Origin of the sequence: Streptomyces sp. NBC_01261, from assembly GCF_036226385.1 — a bacterium.
Lineage (GTDB): Bacteria > Actinomycetota > Actinomycetes > Streptomycetales > Streptomycetaceae > Streptomyces.
In genome coordinates this window covers 10,056,063-10,078,599 of record NZ_CP108463.1, presented here as the reverse complement: position 1 = coordinate 10,078,599, position 22,537 = coordinate 10,056,063, and the positions used below count along the sequence as shown (strand labels likewise).

The 22,537-nt window shown below is 71.6% G+C and carries 3 protein-coding genes (1 of these 3 running past the window's edge); all 3 read right to left on the bottom strand.

The features are described 5' to 3' along the window. Positions 1-2: 2 nt before the first annotated feature. Positions 3-9,527 (bottom strand): non-ribosomal peptide synthetase, encoded by a 9,525-nt coding sequence (locus OG226_RS44690; RefSeq protein ID WP_329352334.1) that lies wholly within the window; start codon positions 9,525-9,527, stop codon positions 3-5. 180 nt (positions 9,528-9,707) lie between these two features. Continuing rightward, a complete protein-coding gene (locus tag OG226_RS44685) occupies positions 9,708-14,312 on the bottom strand; it encodes a non-ribosomal peptide synthetase (protein WP_329352333.1) in 4,605 nt (1,534 codons plus the stop codon). Continuing rightward, a protein-coding gene (locus OG226_RS44680; protein ID WP_329352332.1) for a non-ribosomal peptide synthase/polyketide synthase crosses the window boundary here: on the bottom strand, positions 14,309-22,537 show its final stretch. Its footprint extends 14,469 nt past the window's final position; only the last 8,229 of its 22,698 coding nucleotides appear in the window; its start codon lies off the right edge, out of view; the stop codon is at positions 14,309-14,311. The genes OG226_RS44685 and OG226_RS44680 overlap by 4 nt, the downstream gene beginning before the upstream one ends.

Here is a 22,537-nt window from a genome sequence, read left to right as displayed (position 1 = left end):
TTCTACCTCTCTGAGGTGTGGAACGTCTGCGACGTGTCCGACATGGACTGCTGCTCTACGAGCCGTTCCGCGACCGCGCGCCCGATGACCCCGGCGCTCTCGGCCCACAACAGCCCGATGTGGTCGGCCGGGACCTCGATGCCGTCGATGCGGCCGGCGATGTACTGCTCCCAGGTCGTGCGCTTCGCGTCCAGCGACATCTGGGCCAGACCGCCCTCGGTGGCCAGGAACAGCAGTGCGTCACCGGCGAAGCGCCGGGGCGTGTGCCGCCGTTCCAACCGGATCATGTGCTGCTTCGTCCTCTCCATGTCGCGCGTGAACGCGTCGGCCAGCGGCGCTCCCACCTCCGGGCCGCTGAGCACCACGCGCCCTTCCCTGTCCACCCCGTTGCCGTCCTCCTCGTGCGCGCTCTCCGCGTCCCGGTGTCCGCCGGGGAATCCGTCCAACAGCGCCAGCAGCGAGACCTGTTGGCCCTGCTCCTCCAGCGCGGTGGCGACGGCCTGGGCGAGCACCGCGCCGAAGGACCAGCCGAGCAGCTGGTACGGCCCCTCGGGCTGCGCCGCGCGGATGCGTTCGACGTGTCCGGCGACCATCTCGTCCATGCTGTCCGGCAGCGCCCCGCGGCCGGCGAAGGCAGGTGTCTGGAGGCCGTAGACCGGGAGGTCCTCGGGAAGGTGCTGGAGGATGCCGGAGTAGCACCAGGCCAGGCCCGTGCTGTGGTGGAGGCAGAACAGCGGTGGGCGGGAGCCCCCGGGCCGCAGTGCCAGCAGCGCGTCGAGGTCGTCGCGTCGGCGTCCGGCGCGTCGTGGCGCCGACAGGTCGGCGCCGTCCTCCGCGGCGCGCGGCTCCACCAGTCCGTCGGAGGTCCACGCGGCGCGCCGGCCGGTGCGCAGCATCAGGTCACCACCGGGTCCGAACGGGTCGGGCACGAAACTGCCCGCGGTACGGGCCGGTGCGCCGGCATAGACGCGGGCCAGGGACGGACCCGCCACGTACAGGTCGCCTGCCACGCCCGCCGGGACCGGCCGGAGCCAGGCGTCGAGGACGTAGGCGCGCGCGGTGCGGGGCAGCGGGACGGCGGCCGACGCGGGTGCGCGGTCCGGCCGTTCCGTCGTGGGTACGACGGCGGTGTCCCCGACGTCGACGGCGCTGCCTCCGCGCAGCGCGGCCAGCACCCCGACGAGCAGGTCGGCGACGGGCGCGCCCGCGTCCAGACGGACCGCGCCGTCGGCCGATCCCGTTGCCGATCCCGTTGCGGGGGAGGCCGCCTGACGGTCGATCACGCGACCGAGCAGGGACCGGTGATCCAGCATTTCACCCACCAGGGTGCCGTCCGGTGCCTCCACGGGGAGGACGACCGCCGGTTGGGACGGCGACGGCGTCCGGAGCGTGGCGGTGCGGCGCAGCCGACTGTTCCCGGCCCGGATCGCGTCCTCCACCCGCAGCACCGGCACCGTCCCCTCCCCCGGCACGGCGCCGCCACCGGACCGGACGAGCGCGACCGGGCGTTCGCAGCCCAGCGCGGCGGCGACCGCCAGCGGGCCCGCGGAGTCGTCCGGGTCCGCGATCAGGCACGCGGCACCGGACCTGAGCACCCCGAGCACGGCGACCGCCCAGCCGGTACCGGGCCGGGCCGCCACCACGACGACACCGCCCGCGCCCGCCCCGAGCCGGTCCAGCCGCGCGGCGAGCCATCCCGCCGCCCGGTCCAGCGAGCGCCGGGTGAGGTGACCGTCCCGGTCGCGGACGGCCACGGCACGCGGATCACGGACCGTGGCCTCGGCGAGCGACGGGAGCACCGTGCCGTCCGGGACGCGGGCCGCGCCGAGGTTCCACTCCTCGGTCAGCCGCCGGAACTCGGCCGTGCCGAGCAGGATGTCGATGCTGCTCAGGGTCAGTTCGGGATCGGCCGCCACCTGTTGGAGGACATGGACGAGCCGCTTCGCGAGGCGGGCCGCGGTGGCCCGGTCGAACAGTTCCTCGGCGTAGTCCAAGGTGCCGTCGAGGCCTCCCGGTCCGCCGTCGTCCCGGTGGCGGTCGGTCAGCCGGACCGACAGATCGAACCCGGACGCCTGGGCGCCGAGATCGACCGTCGAGGCGTTCAGCCCCGGGAACGCCGGGACGTCCCACTTCTCCGCGGTGTCCTCCCGGACGTCCAGGACGGTCTGGAAGAGCGGATGCGGGTCGCCGGCTTCCTCGCCCGCGACGCCCAGGATCTCGGCGATGCGCGCGAACGGAACGTCTGCCCGTACGTCGGCCTCCCCGGCGGTCTCCCACACCCGGCCGAGGAGTTCCCGGAACGTCGGGTCGCCCGAGACGTCGGTGCGCAGCGGCAGCAACCCGGCGAACGGGCCCATGGCGGCTTCGAGTTCACCCCCGGCCGCCGGCCGCTCCGTCACGGCGCCGACCGTCAGATCGGTGCCCGCGCCCATCCGGGCGAGGAGCATCGCGAGACCCGCGTGGACGACGGCCGCCGAGGTCGCGCCGAGCGGCCGGGCCACGTCCATCAGACGGGCGTGCGTCGCGGCCGGAACGCGCAGCGGCACCGAGCGGGCCCGGTGGTTCGGCCGCGCGGGCCGCGGCCGGTCCGTGGGGAGGACGGTGGCGGCCGGGGCGTCCGCCAACACCTCCTTCCAGTAAGCGATTTGGTCGCCGACCCCGCTCCCCTCGGTACCCGCCGCCGCTGTCGCCTCCGCCTCCGCCTCCGCGAGTCGGTGGTTCTGCCACACCGCGTAGTCGGCGAACTGCAGGGGCAGCGGCGCGCGTTCGGTGGCACGGCCCTCACGGCGCGCGCCGTACGCCACAGCGACATCGCGTACGAGAGCGTCCCGGGACGTGTCGTCGGCGCCGATGAGGTGGAGGACGAGGAGGAGGACATGGTCGGTGTCGGAGAGCGCGAACAGGGTTGACGCCCAAGGCGTTTCGCGTCCGAGGTCGAAGCGGCGGTCCGCGCGCTCGGCGAGGACGGCGGGAAGCTCCTCCTCCGTCGCCTCGACGACCGGGAGAGTGGGGAGGACCGCGGGGTCGTCGGCGTCCAGGATCCGCTGGACCAGTCCGCCGTCCGGGGTCTCGGCGAAGACCGTACGCAGGATGTCGTGCCGTGCCGCCACGTCCGCCAGCGCTGCCCGCAGGGCGTCGCGGTCGAGTTCGCCGCGCAGGCGCACGGCAACGGACGACTGCAGGGCCAGTGTCCGGGGGTTGGCCGCGGCGCGCCGCCAGTCGAGCAACTGCCCGGCAGTCGCCGGTGCCTCACCGCCCTCGTGCTCGACCGCGACCACCGGGGGCCGCTCCTTCAGGGCCAGGATGCGCGCCGCGCCGATCGGCGTCGGCTTGCCGAAGAACTGTTTCATGTCCAGTTCGACGCCCGCCTCCGACCGGATCCGGCCCGCGAGGTGCATCGCCAGCGCGGAGTTCCCGCCCAGGTCGAAGAAGTTGCCGTCGGCGGCCACCCGGTCGATGCCCAGTACCTCGGCGAACAGGGCGCAGAGCAGTTCCTCCGTCTCGGTCCGGGGACGGAGGCCCAAGCCCCCGTCGTCCAACTCCGGGACGGGGAGAGCGCCATGGTCGACCTTGCCGTTCACGGTGAGCGGCAGGGCGTCGAGGACCACGACGACGGACGGGACCATGTAGTCCGGGAGGCGCGTCGCGGCGTACTCGCGCACGCTCCCGGTCTCCACGCCCCGCCCACCCTCCCGGGGTTCCGGCAGGACGTAGCCGACGAGGCGCGGGTTGCCCGGCCGGTCCTCGCGGACCGTCGCGATGGCCGTCCTGACGTCCGGGTGGGCGGCGAGAACGGCCTCGACCTCGCCGAGTTCCACGCGGAACCCGCGGATCTTCACCTGCGTGTCCGCCCGCCCCACGAAGGCCAGATTGCCGTCGCCGTCGGGCAGCCACCGCACCAGGTCACCCGTGCGGTACATCCGCTCCCCGTCACCGAACGGGCAGGCCACGAACCGCTCCGCGGTCAGCTCGGCCCGGTTGACGTAGCCCCGGGCCAGACCCGAACCGGCGATGTAGAGCTCCCCGGTGACCCCCGCGGGCACGGGCCGCAGATACGCGTCCAGCACGTAGGTACGGACGTTGGGCAACGGCCGGCCGACGGCCGGGGGCGCGTCCGCACCGGTGATGCCCTCCTCCAGCAGGACGGCGGTGGTGATGACGGTGGCCTCGGTGGGCCCGTACGTGTTCCACACCCGGGCACCCGCACGCCACTTCGCCGCGAGACCGGCCTCAAGCCGCTCCGCGCCCAGCACCCAGTTCCCCACCCCCGCAACCGACTTGGGCTCCAGCGCGCGCAGCAGGGAGGGCACCACGCTCGCCACCTCGACCCCGGCCGCCTCGACCATGCGCGCCAACGCCGCACCGTCCAGCCGCTCGTCGGACGAGGCGATCGCCAGCGTGCCTCCGGCGGCGAGGGTGACGGCCACGTCCAGCACCGCCGCGTCGAAGCTGAACGACGCGAACTGCAACGCCGCCACCCCGGGTTCCGCGCCGAGGACGGGACGCATGACCGACGCCAGGTGCGCCACGGAGGCATGTGCGACCGCCACACCCTTCGGACGACCCGTCGACCCCGATGTGTAGATGACGTACGCCAGTTGGTCGGAGGTGACCTCCGGCAGCTCACCCGAGTCGGTCGCCAACTCGCCCACCAGGGCCGTCTCCACGTCCGCCGACAACCAGTCTACGGTCTCCTGCGCGACCAGCACCAACTCCGCACCGCTGTCAGCGACCATGAACAGCAACCGGTCGGACGGATACTCCGGATCCAGCGGGACGTACGCACCACCCGCCTTCCACACCGCCAGCATGGCCACGACCATCTCGGACCCACGCGGCAGACACAGCCCCACCCGCGACTCACGACCCACACCACGGGCGACCAGGCCCCGGGCCAACGCATCCGACCGCGCGTCCAACTCACCGTAGGACAGGGCCTGTTGCCGGAACCGCAACGCGATCTCGTCCGGCGTCCGGGCCGCCCACCCACGGAACCGCTCCACCACCGTCGACGCGTCCACGTCCCGCGCCGTGCCGTTCCACTCCTGGACGACCGCGGACCGCTCCGCCTCGTCCAGCAACTCAAGGTCGCCCAGCCGGACTTGGGGGTCGGCCGCGGCCTGCTCCAGCACCCGGGCCAGGCGTTCCGCGAGACGGCGTACGGTCCGCTCGTCGAAGAGATCGGCGGAGTAGAGGATCCCGCCGCCGAGACCGGCCGGGGTTCCGCTGTCGGAGCGGCGCTCGTTCAGCGACAGGGAGAGATCGAAGCGGGCCGCGGGGGCCTGGGCCGGCGGAACCGCCTCGACGGTCAGGCCTTCGAGGTCCCAGTGCGCCTCGGGCAGATTCTGCAGCGCCAACATCACCTGGAACAACGGGTTGCGGGCCGCGGAGCGCGCCGGGTTCAGCTCGTCGACCAGCCGCTCGAACGGCACGTCCTGGTGCGCGTACGCCGACAGGTCCGACTCGCGCACCCGGCGCAGTATCTCGGCGAACGACGGATTCCCCGTCAAGTCCGTCCGCAGGACGAGCGTGTTGACGAAGAACCCCGCCAGTTCCTCCAGTTGGGCGTCCGAGCGGCCGGCCACCGGTGTGCCGATGCAGACGTCCTCCCCGGCACCCATCCGCGCGAGCAGCACCACCAGCGCGGCATGTACCACCATGAACATGGTCGCCCCGCTCCGGGCGGCCAACTCCGCCAACCGGGCATGCGTCGACGCGTCCACCCCGACCGGCACCGAACCGCTGCGGAACGACGGCGACGCCGGGCGCGGGCGGTCGAGGGGCAGCGCCGTCTCCTGCGGCGCCCCGGCCAACGCCTGCCTCCAGTGCGCGATCTGACCGGCCCCCGCGCTGTCCGGGTCGTCCAGCTCGCCCAGCACCTCCCGCTGCCACAGCGCGTAGTCCGCGTACTGGACCGGGAGGGGTTCCCACTCCGGGGGACGGCCGCCGTGCCGGGACCGGTACGCCGTCCTGAGGTCCCTCGCCAGGACACCCATCGACCAGCCGTCGGAGGCGATGTGATGGGACACCAGCAGCAGGACCCACTCCTCCTCCGCGACCCTCAAAAGACTTGTCCGCCAAGGCAGTTCGGCCCCGAGGTCGAATCCGCGCCCGGTCTCCTCCGCCATCACTTCCCGCCAGCGCGCACCGGCCTCGATCACCCGAAGCCGAGGCCGGCCCTCGGCCCCCTCACGGATCTCCTGGTGCGGCACTCCCTCCACATCGGGGAAGACCGTCCGCAGGCTCTCGTGCCGGTCCGCCACATCGCCGAGCGCCGCCTCCAGCGCCGCCACGTCCGGCCGGCCCAACAGCCGCAGGGCGAACGGCTGGTTGTAGGCGGCGGCCCCCTCGCCGTCGCTGTCGGCCCCTTCGATCCGGTTGAGGAACCACATCCGCTGCTGGGCGAACGACAGCGGAACCCGCTCCGGACGCTCCCGGCGGCGCAGCAACGCGCCGACGGCCGCCCCGGCCCCGTCGACAAGGCGTGCCACGCCGGCCACCGTCGGATCCGCGAACATCTCGCGGACCCCCACCGACACGTCCAGCTCCGCCCGCATCCGCGCGATCAACCGCATCACCAGCAGCGAATCACCGCCCAGCGCGAAGAAGCTCTCCTCCGCCCCGACCTCCGCCAGCCCGAGCAACTCCCCGAACAGCGCGCACAACACCTCCTCCGTGGGCGTCTCCGGGCCCCGGGAACCGCCCGCTCCGAGGTCGGGGGCGGGCAGCGCGGCGCGGTCGATCTTGCCGTTGACGGTGAGCGGGAAGGTGTCGAGTACGACGACCGTCGACGGAACCATGTACTCGGGGAGGCGGGTGGCGGCGAAGGCCCGGACCTCCTCGGCGTCCGCGTCCCCGACGACGTATCCGATCAGCCGTCCGTCGCGCGCCAGCACTGCGGCCCGCTCGGTCCGTGGGTGGCCGGCCAACACGGTCTCGACCTCGCCGAGTTCGACCCGGAACCCACGGATCTTCACCTGCGCGTCGGCACGTCCCACGAACTCCAGCTGCCCGTCCGTCGTCCAGCGCGCCAGGTCCCCGGTGCGGTACATCCGCCCCGTTCCATCACCGAAGGGACAGGCCACGAACCGTTCCGCCGTCAGGTCGGAGCGGCCGATGTAACCACGGGCCAGTCCGTCCCCCGCGATGTACAACTCCCCCGCCACACCCACCGGAACAGGCCGCAGGAACGCATCCAGCACGTAGGTGCGGACGTTGGCCAGGGGGCTGCCGATCGCGGGCGGCACGTCGTCACCCGTGATGCCTTCCTCCAGGAGGACGGCGGTGGTGATGACGGTGGCCTCGGTGGGCCCGTACGTGTTCCACACCCGAGCGCCCGCACGCCACTTCGCCGCGAGACCGGCCTCAAGCCGCTCCGCACCCAGCACCCAATTCTTCACCCCCGCAACCGACTTGGGCTCCAGTGCTCCCAGCAGCGACGGCACCACACTCGCCGTGGACACACCGGCCGCCTCGACCATCGCGGCGAGAGCGGACGGGTCCTGCCGCTCCTCGGACGTGGCGATCGCCAGCGTGCCCCCGGTAGCGAGGGTGACGGCCACGTCCAGCACGGCCGCGTCGAAGCTGAACGACGCGAACTGCAACGCCGTCACACCGGGTTCCGCTCCGAGGACAGGGCCCATCGCCGAGGCGAGGTTGGCCACGGAGGCCTGGGCGACCGCGACACCCTTCGGACGGCCGGTGGAGCCCGATGTGTAGATGACGTACGCCAGTTGGTCGGAGGTGACATCCGGCAGCTCACCGGAGTCGGTCGCCAACTCGCCCAGCAGGGCCGTCTCCACGTCAGCGGACAGCCGGTCTGCGGTCTCCTCCGCGACCAGCACCAACTCCGCACCGCTGTCGGCCACCATGAACAGCAACCGGTCGGACGGATACTCCGGATCCAGCGGGACGTACGCCCCACCGGCCTTCCACACCGCCAACATCGCGGTCACCATCTCGGACCCACGCGGCAGACACAGCCCCACCCGTGACTCCCGGCCCACACCACGGGCGATCAGGCCCCGGGCCAACGCATCCGACCGCGCGTCCAACTCACCGTAGGACAGGGCGTGTTGCCGAGACCAAAGCGCGGTCGCGTCCGGTGTCCGAACCGCCCACCCACGGAACCGTTGCAGCACCGTCGACGCGTCCACATCGCGCGCCGTGGCGTTCCACTCCTCGACGACCACGGCCCGCTCAGCCTCGTCCAACAACTCGATCTCGCCGAGCCGCAGTCGCGGGTCCGCCGCGAACTGCTCCAACACCCTTGTCAGCGAGGCCAGTATCCTTTCGGCACGAGCCCCGTCGAAGAGGTCGGGGCGGTAGTCGAGGTGCAGTTCCATCCGCTCGCCCGGGATGACGATCAGCCCGAGCGGATAGTGGCTGGCGTCCTGTGGGGCGCCGCCCGGGCCGATGACAAGGGTGTCCGGGTCGTACGGAGCCGGCGCGGCGGAGTGCGGATAGTTCTCGTAGACGACGAGCGTGTCGAACTCGGCCCCCGGCCCTGCGAGTTGCTTGATCTCCGCCAGCCCGAGGTACTGATGACCCATCAGGTTCACCTGTCGCGCCTGGAGTTCGGACAGCAGGTCGGCCACGGACAACCCTCCGGCCAACTCCGCCCGCACCGGCAGGGTGTTGATGAACAACCCGATCAACGACTCCGCACCCGGCAGATCCGCCGGCCTCCCCGCGACCGTCGTCCCGAACACCACATCCCGCCGCCCGGACAGACGAGCCAGCACCAGAGCCCACGCCCCCTGCACCACCGTCGCCATGGTGACTCCACCCTGACGGGCCACGTCGTTCAGGGCTCGCGTCAACTCCGCATCGCACTCGCCGAGAACGGTCTCCGGCCGCAGTGGCAGCCGGGCCGGGTTCACGGGCGCGACGAGGGTCGGTTCCTCCGCCCCGGCCAGTTCCTCCCGCCACGCGGCGCGCGCCAACTCCCGATCCTGACGGCCGAGCCAGGCCAGGTAGTCGCGGTACGACCTGATCGCGGGCAGCGCGCCGACATCCCCGCCCGCCCGGTAGACCACCTCAAGCTCGTTCACCAGGATCGGCAACGACCAGCCGTCGAGCACGATGTGATGGGTCGTCAGTACCAGTCGGTGACGCCGTTCGCCGAGGCGGAGCAGCAGCAATCGCAGCAACGGACCCCGCGCGACATCGAAGCCGACGGCGAGTTCGGCCCCGGACAACCGGGCCGCCTCGGCCTCCACGTCGGCCTCGGGCAGGCCGCTCAGATCGACCTCCCGCCACGGCAGATCCACCTCCCGTGCGATGACCTGCACCGCCTCACCCGACTTGCGCCGGCGGAAGCTGGCCCGCAGGGTCCCGTGGCGGGCGATCAGGCCCTCCCAGGAGCGGCGGAGACGGTCGACGTCGAGCGGCCCGTCGAGGGCCAGGGCCCGTTGGCCCGCGTACACGTCGGAGGCCTCGTCCCCGAGGGACGCATGGAACAGCAGCCCCTCCTGAAGCGGCGACAGTGGCCATATGTCTTCGATGGCGGTCCGGGTCCGGGTCATCGCGTACGTCTCCTCACAGCGGTTCGCAGCTTCGGTTCGGCGGCAGGGACAGAGCGGTGGGGGGAGCGGGTGGCGCGGACGGAACGGTGGGGGGAGCGGGTGGCGCGGACGGAACGGTGGGGGTTGGTCGGCGGTGAGCGGTCCGGGGAGGGGGAGGGATCGCGGGTCAGTGGCCGTGAGTCACAGGTGGTCGTCGGCGAACTCGGCCTCCAGATCGTCGACTTCGTCCTGGTCGAGATCGAGGAGTGAGAAGTCGGAGGGGGTGTGACCGCCGGCCGAGGGGTCGGAAGTGTGGGCGGCAAGGCCGTTCAGCAGCCCGAGCCAGGCCCGGCCCAACTCCGCTACGTCGGCCTCCTCCAGCAGCGCCTCGGGCCAGCTCAGCGTCAGCGACAACTCGGGCCCGCTCGCGGTGTCCGCGACCACAGCACCCACGTCGAGCACGTGCGGCACCGGCATGCCCGGATCGGCAGCGCCACCCACAGCGGTGTCCCCGGCCGACTGCCAAGGCTCGACCGAACTCACCCCCGCACCACCGGCGGTCGCGAACCGGCCCAGGTAGTTGAAACCGACCTGCGGCGCCGGGAGACCCGCCAACACCGGTCCCGTCTCCGGGTTCAGATGACGCAACAGGCCATGTCCCAGGCCGTCCCCGGGCACCGCCTGCACCTGCTCCTTCACCCGCTTGAGCAGGTCACCGGCCGCCGCACCACCGGCCGTAGCCTCCGCCAGGTCCACTCCCGATGCGTCCAGCCGTACCGGATAGGCGGCGGTGAACCAGCCCACCGTCCGCGACAGATCCATCCCCGCCGACAACGGCTCACGGCCATGCCCCTCGACCTCCACCAGGAACCCACCCGGCCCAGCCCCGAAGCCCGGCCGCCACACCGCCACCGCACCGGCCAGCGTCGCCAACAACACCTCATACAGGCCGCAGTGGAACACCCCCGGCACCTCACCGACGAGCACCCCGGCCTCACCCACGGGAACCGACCAAGAACAACGACGCAACGACGCAACCGTGTCGACGGCCGGGTCCAGCCCCCGGTGACCGATCAGCGACTCGGCACCGGTGCCCACCAGCTCGACCCAGTTCGCCAACTCTCCAACCCGCTGCGGGACTTCAGCCGACCGCTGCAACTCCCGCGCCCAGGTGCGGAAGGAGGTCGGCGCCGGTTCGAGGACCGGTCGCCCGCCCACGGCCGCCGCCTCGCACGCGGTCCCCAGGTCCTGCGCCAGCACCCGCCACGACACCCCGTCGACCGCCAGGTGATGACCGGCAAGCAAGATCCGACCGACCCGCCCCGGCCCGGCATCCACCCACACCACCTGCACCATCACCCCGGCCGCCGGATCCAACCGCGCGACCGCGGGCCGAGCGGCCTCCACCGCCAGCCGGTCCAACTCGCCCTCAGCAGCCCCTACGGCGTCCACCCGGACCACCAGCCCGGACGCGTCGATCTCACCCGCCTCCGGAACCATCAGCGTCCGAAGGTCACTCCCGGTCCGGGCTCGCAGCATCCCGTGCGCCCGCAGCAGCGCGGCCACGCCGGACGCCAGCACGTCCACACCCAGCCCGGCCGGCGCCCCGATCACCGTCCACTGCGCGAACTCGCCCCGCAGCGCGTGCACACCCATCGACCGCATCGCCGGGGTCCACGGCACCTCCCCGACACCCGTATCCGCCGCCGCCCCACCGGACACCGCAACCGCCAACAGCGCCAACCGTTCCGGCGTCTTCTCCTCGAACACCTGCCGTGGCGAGACGGTCCACCCTGCGGCACGGGCCCGGGACGCGAGCTGCATCGACATGATCGAGTCGCCGCCCAACTGGAAGAAGCCGTCCGTGACCCCGACGACCTCCAGCCCCAACACCTCGGCGAACAGGGCGCAGAACACCTCCTCGCCGGGCGTCGCAGGCACACGGGTGGCAATAGACGCGAGGTCGGGCGCGGGCAGGGCGGAGCGGTCGATCTTGCCGTTGACGGTCAGCGGGAACGTGTCGAGTACGACGACCGCCGACGGGACCATGTACTCCGGCAGCCGGGTGCCGGCGAAGGCCCGCAACTCCTCGGCGTCCGCGTCCCCGACGGTGTAACCGATCAGCCGACCGTCCCGCGCCAGCACCACAGCCCGCTCAACCTGCGCGTGGGCGGCCAACACGGTCTCGACCTCGCCGAGTTCGACCCGGAACCCACGGATCTTCACCTGCGCATCCGCGCGCCCCACGAAGTCCAGCAAACCGTCCACTGTCCACCGGACCAGGTCCCCGGTGCGATACATCCGCCCGCCGCCATCACCGAACGGGCACGCCACGAACCGTTCCGCCGTCAGATCCGCACGACCGATATAGCCACGGGCCAGACCTGAACCCGCGATGTACAACTCCCCCGCCACACCCACCGGAACAGGCCGCAGAAAAGCATCCAGCACGTAGGTGCGGACATTCCCCAGAGGCCGGCCGATCGCCGGCGGTGCCTCCTCACCGGTGATGCCCGCCTCCAACAGGACGGCTGTGGTGATGACAGTGGCCTCCGTCGGGCCATAGGTGTTCCAAACCCGGGCGCCCGCACGCCACTTCGCCGCGAGACCGGCCTCCAGCCGCTCCGCACCCAACACCCAATTCCCCACCCCCGCAACCGACTTCGGCTCCAGAGCCCCCAACAACGACGGCACCACACTCGCACTGTCGACGCCGTTGAAGTCGATCATGCCCGCCAGAGCAGCGCCGTCCTGTCGCTCCTCCGCCGAGGCGATCGCCAGCGTGCCTCCGGCGGCGAGGGTGACGGCCACGTCCAGCACCGCCGCGTCGAAGCTGAACGACGCGAACTGCAACGCCGTCAGCCCCGGTCCCACACCGAGGACAGGACCCATCGCCGAGGCGAGGTTGGCCACGGAGGCGTGCTCCACCGCCACACCCTTCGGACGGCCCGTCGACCCCGATGTGTAGATGACATAGGCCAGTTGGTCGGAGGTGACATCCGGCAGCTCACCCGAGTCGGTCGCCAACTCGCCCACCAGGGCCGTCTCCACGTCCGCCGACAACCAGTCTACGGTCTCCTGCGCGACCAGCACCAACTCCGCACCGCTGTCGGCCACCATGAACAGCAACCGGTCGGACGGATACTCCGGATCCAGCGGGACGTACGCACCACCCGCCTTCCACACCGCCAGCATGGCCACGACCATCTCGGCCCCACGCGGCAGACACAGCCCCACCCGCGACTCACGACCCACACCACGGGCGACCAGGCCCCGGGCCAACGCATCCGACCGCGCGTCCAACTCACCGTAGGACAGCGGTCGGTCGCTGAACCACAGCGCCGCCGTGTCCGGCGTACCGACGGCCCATCCGCGGAACCGTTCCAACACCGTGCCGGGAACCCCGTCCCGCGCCGTGGCGTTCCACTCCTCGACGACCACGGACCGCTCGGGCCCGTCGAGGAGATCGATCTCGCCCACTCGCAGCGTCCGCGTCGGATCGGACGCCACCTGTTCCAGCACCCGTATCAGCCATCCGGCGACGCGGGCCGCCGCCTCCTCGTCGAAGAGGTCCGGCCGATGGGTCATCACGATCCGGAGGCAGTCGTCGGGGACGATGCCGACGGTCAGCGGGAAGTTGGTGGCCTCGTGCGCGTCCATCCGCGTGAAGGAGATCGTGCCGGGCGCGGGTGACCCGTCCGGCGGGGTCGGGTAGTTCTCGTAGACCACGAGGGTGTCGAAGGTCGCTCCCGGACCGGCCAGCCCCTGCACCTCGCTCAGGCCCAGATGCTGATGCGGCATCAGCGAGGACTGCCGGGCTTGCAGGTCTGCGAGCATGTCCAGCACCGGTTGCCCGCCGGCCAGGGGCACCCGCACCGGCAGCGTGTTGATCATCAGGCCGACCATCGACTCGGCGCCCGGCAGATCCGCCGGCCGACCCGACACCGTGGCGCCGAACACCACGTCGTTCCGTCCGGTCAACCGGGACAGGACCAGTGCCCATGCGCCCTGCACCACGGTGTTCAGCGTGAGGTTCCGGCCGCGAGCCAGCTCCCTCAACCGGGCGGTGGTCGCCTCGGGAAGATCCAGGACGAGGTCCCGCGGCAGTACGGCGACCTCGGCTCCGCCTGCCGCCTGGGGAGCGACCAGGGTCGGTTCCTCCGCTCCGGCCAGTTCCTCCCGCCACGCGGCGCGGGCCGCCTCGCGGTCCTGGCGGCCGAGCCACGACAGGTAGTCGCGGTAGGAGGTGACCGGGGGCAGGACTCGGATATCTCCGCCTGCCGTGTACACCGCCTCCAACTCGTCGAGGAGCACCGGCATCGACCAGCCGTCCAGGAGGATGTGATGGGTCGTCACGACGAGGCGGTGGCGGCCTCCCCCGAGCCGGGCCAGCACCAGCCGGAGCAAGGGCGGGGAGGCGGGGTTCATCCTGTCCTCCCGCTCCTCGCGGGCCAGCCGCTCGAACCGGGTCAGGGCCTCGTCCTCGTCGAGGTCCGACAGGTCGACGTCGCGCCAGGGGAGCACAACGCTCCGCGAGATCAGCTGCACCGCCTCGCCGGACCTGCGGCGCTGAAAACTGGCGCGCAGGACGGCGTGGCGCTCGATCAGAGCCTCCCAGCACGCACGGAAGAGCTCGGTGTCCAGGGGGCCGTCCACACCGAGGATGCACTGGAGCCCGTAGACATCCGGCCCCTCGTCGTCGTACGAGGAGTGGAAGAGCATCCCCTGCTGGAGGGGCGAGAGCGGCCACACTTCCGCGAGGGCGGATCCCTTGGCGGGCGTCGAGGGGGGCGTCGGGGGCTTCACAGGAACCGTCCTTCGTCGAGTTCGGCAGCTATGGCTTCGAGGTCGTCGACTTCGTCCTGGTCGAGATCGAGGAGTGAGAAGTCGGAGGGGGTGTGACCGCCGGCCTGGGGACCGGCGGTGTGGGCGGCGAGGCCCGACAGCAGCGCGAGCCAGGCCCGGCCCAACTCCGCTACGTCGGTCTCGTCCAACAGCGCGGCGGGCCAGCTCAGGGTGAGTGTCAGCTCCGGACCGCTGGCGGTGTCCGCGACCACGGCACCGGCGGCGAGCGCGTGCAGCACCGGCATGCCCGGGTCGGCAGCGCCACCGACGGCCGTGTCTCCGGCCGTCTGCCAGGGCTCGACCTGGCCCGGCTCGACTGCACCGGCGGTGGCGAACCGGCCCAGGTAGTTGAAGCCGATCTGCGGCACCGGCAGGGCCTCCAACGTCGCTGCCGTTTCCGGGTTCAGGTGACGCAGCAGGCCGTGGCCGAGCCCGTCTCCGGGCACCGCCTGCACCTGCTCCTTCACACGCTTGACCAGCGCACCAGCCGCCGTACCGCCGGCGGCTGTTTCGTCAAGGTCGACACCGGAGGCGTCCAGGCGGACCGGGTAGGCCGCGGTGAACCAGCCCACCGTCCGCGACAGATCCATGCCCGCCGACAAGGGCTCACGCCCGTGCCCCTCGACCTCCACCAGGAACCCGTCGGAGCCGATCCCAGTACTGATCTCAGCTTCGGAACCCGGGCGGCGGCGCGTCACCGCACCGGCCAGGGTGGCCAACAGCAGTTCGTGCAGCCCGCAGTGGAACACCCGTGGTGTCTCACCGACGAGCACCGCTGCCTTCTCCGCCGGAAGCGACCAGGAGAGCAGGCGCAGAGTGGACGTCGTGTCGACGGCCGGATCCAGCGCACGGCGGCCGATCAGCGGTTCCCCGTCACCGGCCGTCCCGGCGACCATGTCGACCCAGGCATCCAACTCGCCCACCCGCGTGGGACCTTGAGCGGCCCGCCGCAGCCCCTCCGCCCAAGCACGGAACGAGGTCCCCGCCGCTTCCAACTCCGGCGTCCCTCCCGCAGCCGCCGCCTCGCACGCGGCCTGAAGATCGGGCACCAGGACGCGCCACGACACCCCGTCAACCGCCAGGTGATGAGCGGCAAGCGCAATCCGACCGACCCGATCCGGCCCGGCATCCACCCACACCACCTGCACCATCACCCCGGCCGCAGGATCCAACCGCCCCACCGCGAGCCGGGCCGCATCCACCGCCAGCCGGTCCAATTCACCTTCAGCGAGGCCTACGGCATCCACCCGGGCCACCAGCCCGGACACGTCGATCTCACCCGCCTCCGGAACCACCAACACCTGGTCGTCCCCGGCCCGGGCCCGCAGCATCCCGTGAGCTTCCACGAGCGCGCCCACGCCCGTCCTGAGCACATCCACGCCCAGGCCGGCCGGCGCACCGATCACCGTCCACTGCGCGAAGCCAGGCCGCAGCACGTCCGCGCCCATCGACCGCATCAACGGCGTCCACGGCACCTCACCAACACCCGTGTCCCCGGCGACCGTAGACGCGTCCTCGGTCACGACCGCGACCAACGCCAGCCGCTCCGGAGTCTTCTCCTCGAAGATCTGACGAGGCGTCACCACCCAACCGGAACGACGAGCCCGCGACGCGAGCTGCATCGACATGATCGAATCGCCGCCCAACTCGAAGAAACTGTCCCCGACCCCGATCGCACCCGCCGCCAGGCCCAACACCTCCGCGAACAGCGCACACAAGGCTTCCTCAGCTGCCGTGCCAGGTCGCCGTGTCGAGCCCGAACCCGCGAACTCCGGGTCGGGAAGAGCGGCCCGATCGACCTTGCCGTTCACCGTGAACGGGAACGCGTCGAGCACCACCACCGCCGCCGGAACCATGTACTCCGGCAGACGAGAGGAGGCGAAGACCCGTAGAGCGTCGGCATCCACCTCGTGGCCGACGACGTAGCCCACCAGCCGTCCCTCGCGGACCATCACGACGGCATGGTCGGCCTGGGGGTGGGCCTCCAACGCGGCTTCCACCTCGCCCAGTTCGATGCGGAAACCGCGGATCTTCACCTGCTCGTCCGCGCGCCCCACGAACTCCAGTTGGCCTTCGGCGGTCCAGCGGATCAGGTCGCCGGTGCGGTACATCCGCTCGCCCTCGCCGAAGGGGGCGGCGACGAACCGCTCCGCCGTCAGATCCGGGCGCCCCGCGTAGCCGCGCGCCAAACCGGGCCCGGACACGTACAACTCCCCTGCCACACCGACCGGCACCGGCTGGAGGAACTCGTCCAGCACGAACGTCCGCGCGTTGCGCAGGGGACGGCCGATCGGAACGCTTCCCCCAGCTCCGGGGGTCAGGGGCAGGCTCATCGCCGCGCACACCGTCACTTCGGTCGGGCCGTACGCATTGACCATCCGCCTGCCAGTCGACCATCGGTCCACCAACCCCGGCGGGCACGCCTCACCCGCGACCACCAAGGTCTCCAACGCCGGGGGCAGCACCTCTTCCACCGCCAACACCCCTGGCGGGACGGTCACATGGGTCGCCCGGGCAAGGCTTACGGCCTCGCCAACTGACACCTGCGGAGGCAGCCCCTCGGCCCCAGTCACCACCAGCACCGCGCCCGACACCAACGCCATGCACAGCTCCGACACCGCCGCGTCGAAACTCAACGAAGCAAACTGCAGGACCCGGGCCCGCTCATGCACCGCGAACCGATCGATCTGGGCCCACGCCAGGTTGGCCAACCCCGCATGTGAGACCACGACCCCCTTGGGCCGACCCGTCGAACCCGAGGTGTGGATCACATACGCCGCGTTCGCCACCTCCAACGGCACGATGCGCTCCGCGTCCACCACCCGACCCGGCGCACAACCAGCCACAGCCGCCACGGTCTCCGGATCGTCCAGGACGATCGCCCGCCCGCCGACTCCTTCCGGCAGCACGGGCCACGTGGCCCGCGTGCACAGCACCGCGACCGGATCGGCATCCTCCAGAACCAGAGCAAGCCGGTCCGTCGGGTGCGCGGGATCCAGTGGAACGAAGGCCCCGCCCGCCATCGAGGCCGCCAGCAACGCCATCACCGTGTCCACCGACCGCTCGGCCACCACAGCGACCCGCCGCTCCGGGCCCACCCCCGCAGCGATCAGATACCGCGCCAGCCGACCCGCCTCAGCCTCCAACTCCGCATAACTCACGACGTGTTCACCGGACCCGGCGGCTTCAACGGACTCAAGAGCCGGCGCGTCCGGCGTCCGCCGCACCTGCTCGGCGAGCAGCTCCGGCAGCGTCCCGGTAGGCACCTCGGGGGACACGTCCTGCCAGCCTCGCGTCAGACGGTCCAACCGCACCCCGTCCAGCAACCCGAGCCGCCCCAGAGGCATCTCCGGGTCCTCCGCGAACCGCTCCAACACCCGCACCAGCGCCGCCAACACCTCATCGGCCTGCGCCCGGTCGAACAGATCCGGCCGGTGGTCCAGCTGCAACTCCATCCGCTCGCCCGGCGCGACGATCAACCCCAACGGATAGTGACTGGCGTCGTGAGGGATGCCGCCCGGCCGAATGGTGAGGGCGTCGGGGCCGTCCGGCGTCGCCGCGGCGGAGTGCGGATAGTTCTCGTAGACGACGAGCGTGTCGAACTCGGCCCCCGGCCCTGCGAGTTGCTTGATCTCAGCCAGCCCGAGGTACTGATGCCCCATCAGGTTCACCTGTCGCGCCTGGAGTTCGGACAGCAGGTCGGCCACGGACAATTCCCCGGCCAACTCCGCCCGCACCGGCAGGGTGTTGATGAACAACCCGATCAACGACTCCGCACCCGGCAGATCCGCCGGCCTCCCCGCGACCGTCGTCCCGAACACCACATCCCGCCGCCCGGACAGACGAGCCAGCACCAGAGCCCACGCCCCCTGCACCACCGTCGCCATGGTGAACCCGCGCTCCCGCGTCAGGTCCTCCAACGCCCGGGTCAGCTCGGCGCCGCACTCAGCGCGCACTGCCTCGGGCCGCAACGGCAGCCGCGCCGGATCCACCGGAGCAACCAGCGTCGGTTCTTCCGCCCCCGCCAACTCCTCCCGCCACGCAGCCCGCGCGGCCTCCCGATCCTGTCGTCCCAGCCAAGCGAGATAGTCCCGGTACGACCGCACCGCGGGCAGCGCCCCTGCATCCCCGCCCGCGGCATACGCCGCCGACAGTTCATCGATCAGCACGGACAACGACCAGCCGTCCACGACGCTGTGATGCGACGTCATCACCAGCCGGTGGCGCCGCTCGCCGAGACGAAGGAGCAACAGCCTCAGCAGCGGACCCCGTGCGAGATCGAACCCGCCCGACAACTCGTCCTCGGACAACCGGGCCGCCTCAACCTCCGCCTCAGCCTCCGACAGACCGCTCAAATCGGTCTCACGCCACGGCAGTTCGACCTCCCCCGCGACGACCTGCACCGCCTCACCCGACGCCAGCCGATGGAACCCCGCACGCAAGATCGCATGCCGCCCCAACACCACATCCCACGACGCCCGAAGCCGACCGACATCCAAAGGCCCGTCCAGAGCGAGCGCACGCTGCCCGGCATACACATCCGCCCCATCCCCCTCGTCGAGGGACGCGTGGAACAACAGCCCTTCCTGGAGCGGGGACAGCGGCCACACATCCTCCAGACCGGACACCGCCGACTCCAGTTCCTCGACACCTTCCTGAGAGAGGGAGACCAGCGGGAAGTCGGAGGGCGTGTGGCCGCCGGCCAACGGATCGGCGGTGTGCGCGGCGAGCCCGGACAGCAGCCCGAGCCAGGTCCGCCCCAACTCCTCCACGTCGGACTCGTCCAGGAGCGCACCGGGCCAGCTCAGGGTGAGCGTCAACTCCGGGCCGCCCGCGGTGTCCGCGACCACGGCACCCGCATCGAGCGCGTGCAGCACCGGCATGCCCGGATCGGCCGCACCGCCGACAGCGGTGTCCCCGACCGTCTGCCAGGGAACGACCACGTCCGACTCGGCACCGGTGGTGGCGAACCGTCCCAGGTAGTTGAAGCCGATCCGCGGCACCGGCAGGGCCTCCAACGCCGATGCAGTCTCCGGGTTCAGCCAGCGCAGAACGCCATGGCCGAGCCCGTCCCCGGGCACCGCCCGCACCTGCTCCTTGACCCGCTTGAGCAGGTCACCGGCCGCCGCACCACCGGCCGTAGCCTCCGCCAGGTCCACTCCAGAGGCGTCCAGCCGTACCGGATAGGCGGAGGTGAACCAGCCCACCGTCCGCGACAGATCCATCCCCGCCGACAACGGCTCACGGCCATGCCCCTCGACCTCCACCAGGAACCCACCCGGCCCAGCCGACCGCGTACGCCGGCCCGCCACCGCACCGGCCAGCGTCGCCAACAACACCTCATGCAGGCCGCAGTGGAACACCCCCGGCACCTCACCGACGAGCACCGCGGCCTCACCCACCGGAACCGACCAAGAACGGCGGCGCAGTGTCGCGACCGTGTCGGCTATGGGATCCAGCGCACGGTGACCCACCAGCGGATCCCCGTCACCGGCCGTCCCGGCGACCATGTCGACCCAGGCATCCAACTCGCCCACCCTCGTGGGACTTTGAGCGGCCCGTTGCAGCCCCTCCGCCCAAGCACGGAAGGAAGTCGGCGCCGATGCGAGGTCCGGCCGCCGACCCGCGCCCGCCGCCTCGCACGCGGCCTGCAGATCGGGCACGAGCACCCGCCACGACACCCCGTCGACCGCCAGGTGATGACCGGCCAGCACGATCCGACCGACCCGATCCGGCCCGGCATCCACCCACACCACCTGCACCATCACCCCGGCCGCAGGATCCAACCGCCCCACCGCGAGCCGAGCCGCATCCACCGCGATGCGGTCCAACTCCTCCTCAGCGGTCTCTACGGCATCCACCCGAGCCACCAGCCCGGACACGTCGATCTCACCCGCCTCCGGAACCACCAACACCTGGTCGTCCCCGGCCCGGGCCCGCAGCATCCCGTGCGTCCGCAACAGCGCTTCCACGCCTGACGTCAGTGCGTCCACTCCCAGGTCGGCCGGCGCACCGATCACCGTCCACTGAGCGAAGCCAGGCCGCAGCACATCCGCGCCCATCGACCGCATCAACGGCGTCCACGGCACCTCACCAACACCCGTGTCCCCGGCGACCGTAGACGCGTCCTCGGTCGCGACCACGACCAACGCCAGCCGCTCCGGAGTCTTCTCCTCAAAGATCTGACGAGGCGTCACCACCCAACCGGACCGGCGAGCACGAGACGCGAGCTGCATCGACATGATCGAATCGCCGCCCAACTCGAAGAAACTGTCCCCGACCCCGATCGCACCCGCCGCCAGGCCCAACACCGCCGCGAACAGAGCGCGGAACGCATGCTCGGCCGCTGTACCCGGTTGCCGCCCCGACGCCGAACCCCCGAACTCCGGGGCAGGCAGGGCAGCTCGGTCCACCTTGCCGTTCACCGTCAGCGGGAACGCGTCGAGCACCACCACCGCCGCCGGAACCATGTACTCCGGCAGGCGTACGGCGACGAACTCCCGCAATTCGCTTGCTTCCGCTCCGCCCACGACGTGGGCGACGAGCCTGCCGTCCCGCACCGTCACGACGGCCTGGGCGACCTCCGGGTGGTCGTCGAGGACGGCTTCCACCTCGCCCAGTTCGATGCGGAAACCGCGTATCTTCACCTGCTCGTCCGCACGCCCCACGAAGGTCAGTTGGCCTTCGGGCAGCCAGCGCACGAGGTCGCCGGTGCGGTACATGCGCGCCCCGGCGTCGAACGGATCGGCCACGAACCGCTCCGCCGTCAGGTCCGGACGCCCGGAGTAGCCGCGCGCCAGACCAGGCCCGGACACGTACAACTCACCTGCCACCCCGACCGGCACCGGCTGGAGGAACTCGTCCAGGACATAGGCCCGCATGTTCGCCGTCGGCCGCCCGATCGGCACACCGTCGGTATCGCCCGCCCCCGTCCTGGACCCGGCTCCGAGGGTCAGGGGCAGGCTCATCGCCGCGCACACCGTCACCTCGGTCGGACCGTACGCATTCACCATCCGTCGACCGATCGACCATCGGTCCACCAATCCCGGCGGGCACGCCTCACCCGCCACCACCAGCGTCTCCAACGACTCCGGCAGCACCTCCTCCACCGCCAACACCCCTGGCGGAACGGTCACATGCGTCGCCCGCGCACGATCTACGGCCTCGCCCAACGACACCCTCGGTGGCAGGCCCTCAGCCCCCGCCACCACCAGCACCGCGCCCGACACCAAGGCCATGCACAACTCCGACACCGCCGCATCGAAACTCAACGACGCGAACTGCAACACCCGCGCCTCCGCATGGACCGCGAACCGATCGATCTGCGCCCACGCCAGATTCGCCAACCCCGCATGCGAGACAACGACCCCCTTCGGCCGGCCCGTCGAACCCGAGGTGTGAATCACATACGCCGCGTTCGCCACGCCCAACGGCACGATGCGCTCCGCGTCCACCACCCGACCTGGCGCATGGCCGGCCACGGAGGCGACAACTCCCGGATCGTCCAAGGCAGTTGCCCGGCCCCGGCCAGCCGCGGGCAACACCGCACGACTGGCCCGTGTGCACAGCACCGCGACCGGATCCGAGTCCTCCAACACCAGCGCCAGGCGTTCGGTGGGATGCCCGGGGTCCAGCGGAACGAAAGCCCCGCCCGCCATCGAGACCGCCAGCAACGCCACCACCGTGTCCACCGAGCGCTCGGCCACCACAGCGACCCGCCGCTCCGGACCGACACCCACCGCGATCAGATACCGGGCCAGCCGACCCGCCTCAGCCTCCAACTCCGCGTATGTCAGCCTGTGTTCACCCGACTCAAGGGCCGGCGCGTCCGGCGTCCGCCGTACCTGCTCCGCGAGCAGATCCGGCAGTGTTCCGGAGGGCACCTCGGCAGAGATGTCCTGCCAGTCCCGCGTCAGGCGGTCCAACCGTTCCGCGTCCAGCAACCCGACACGGCCCAGAAGCATCTCCGGGTCCTCCGCGAACTGCTCCAACACACGTACCAGGGCCGCCAGTACCTCCTCGGCGCGGGCCTGGTCGAACAGGTCCGGCCGATGATCCAGCTGCAACTCCATCCGTTCACCCGGCGCGACGATCAACCCCAGCGGATAGTGACTGGCGTCCCGCGTCCGGCCACCCGGCCTGATGGTGAGAGCGTCGGGGTCGTCCGGCGTCGCCTCGGCGGACTG

What these genes read in the sequence shown, in the direction of transcription:
- OG226_RS44690 (WP_329352334.1), bottom strand. Translation starts at nt 9,527, where the DNA reads ATGACCCGGACCCGGACCGCCATCGAAGACATATGGCCACTGTCGCCG.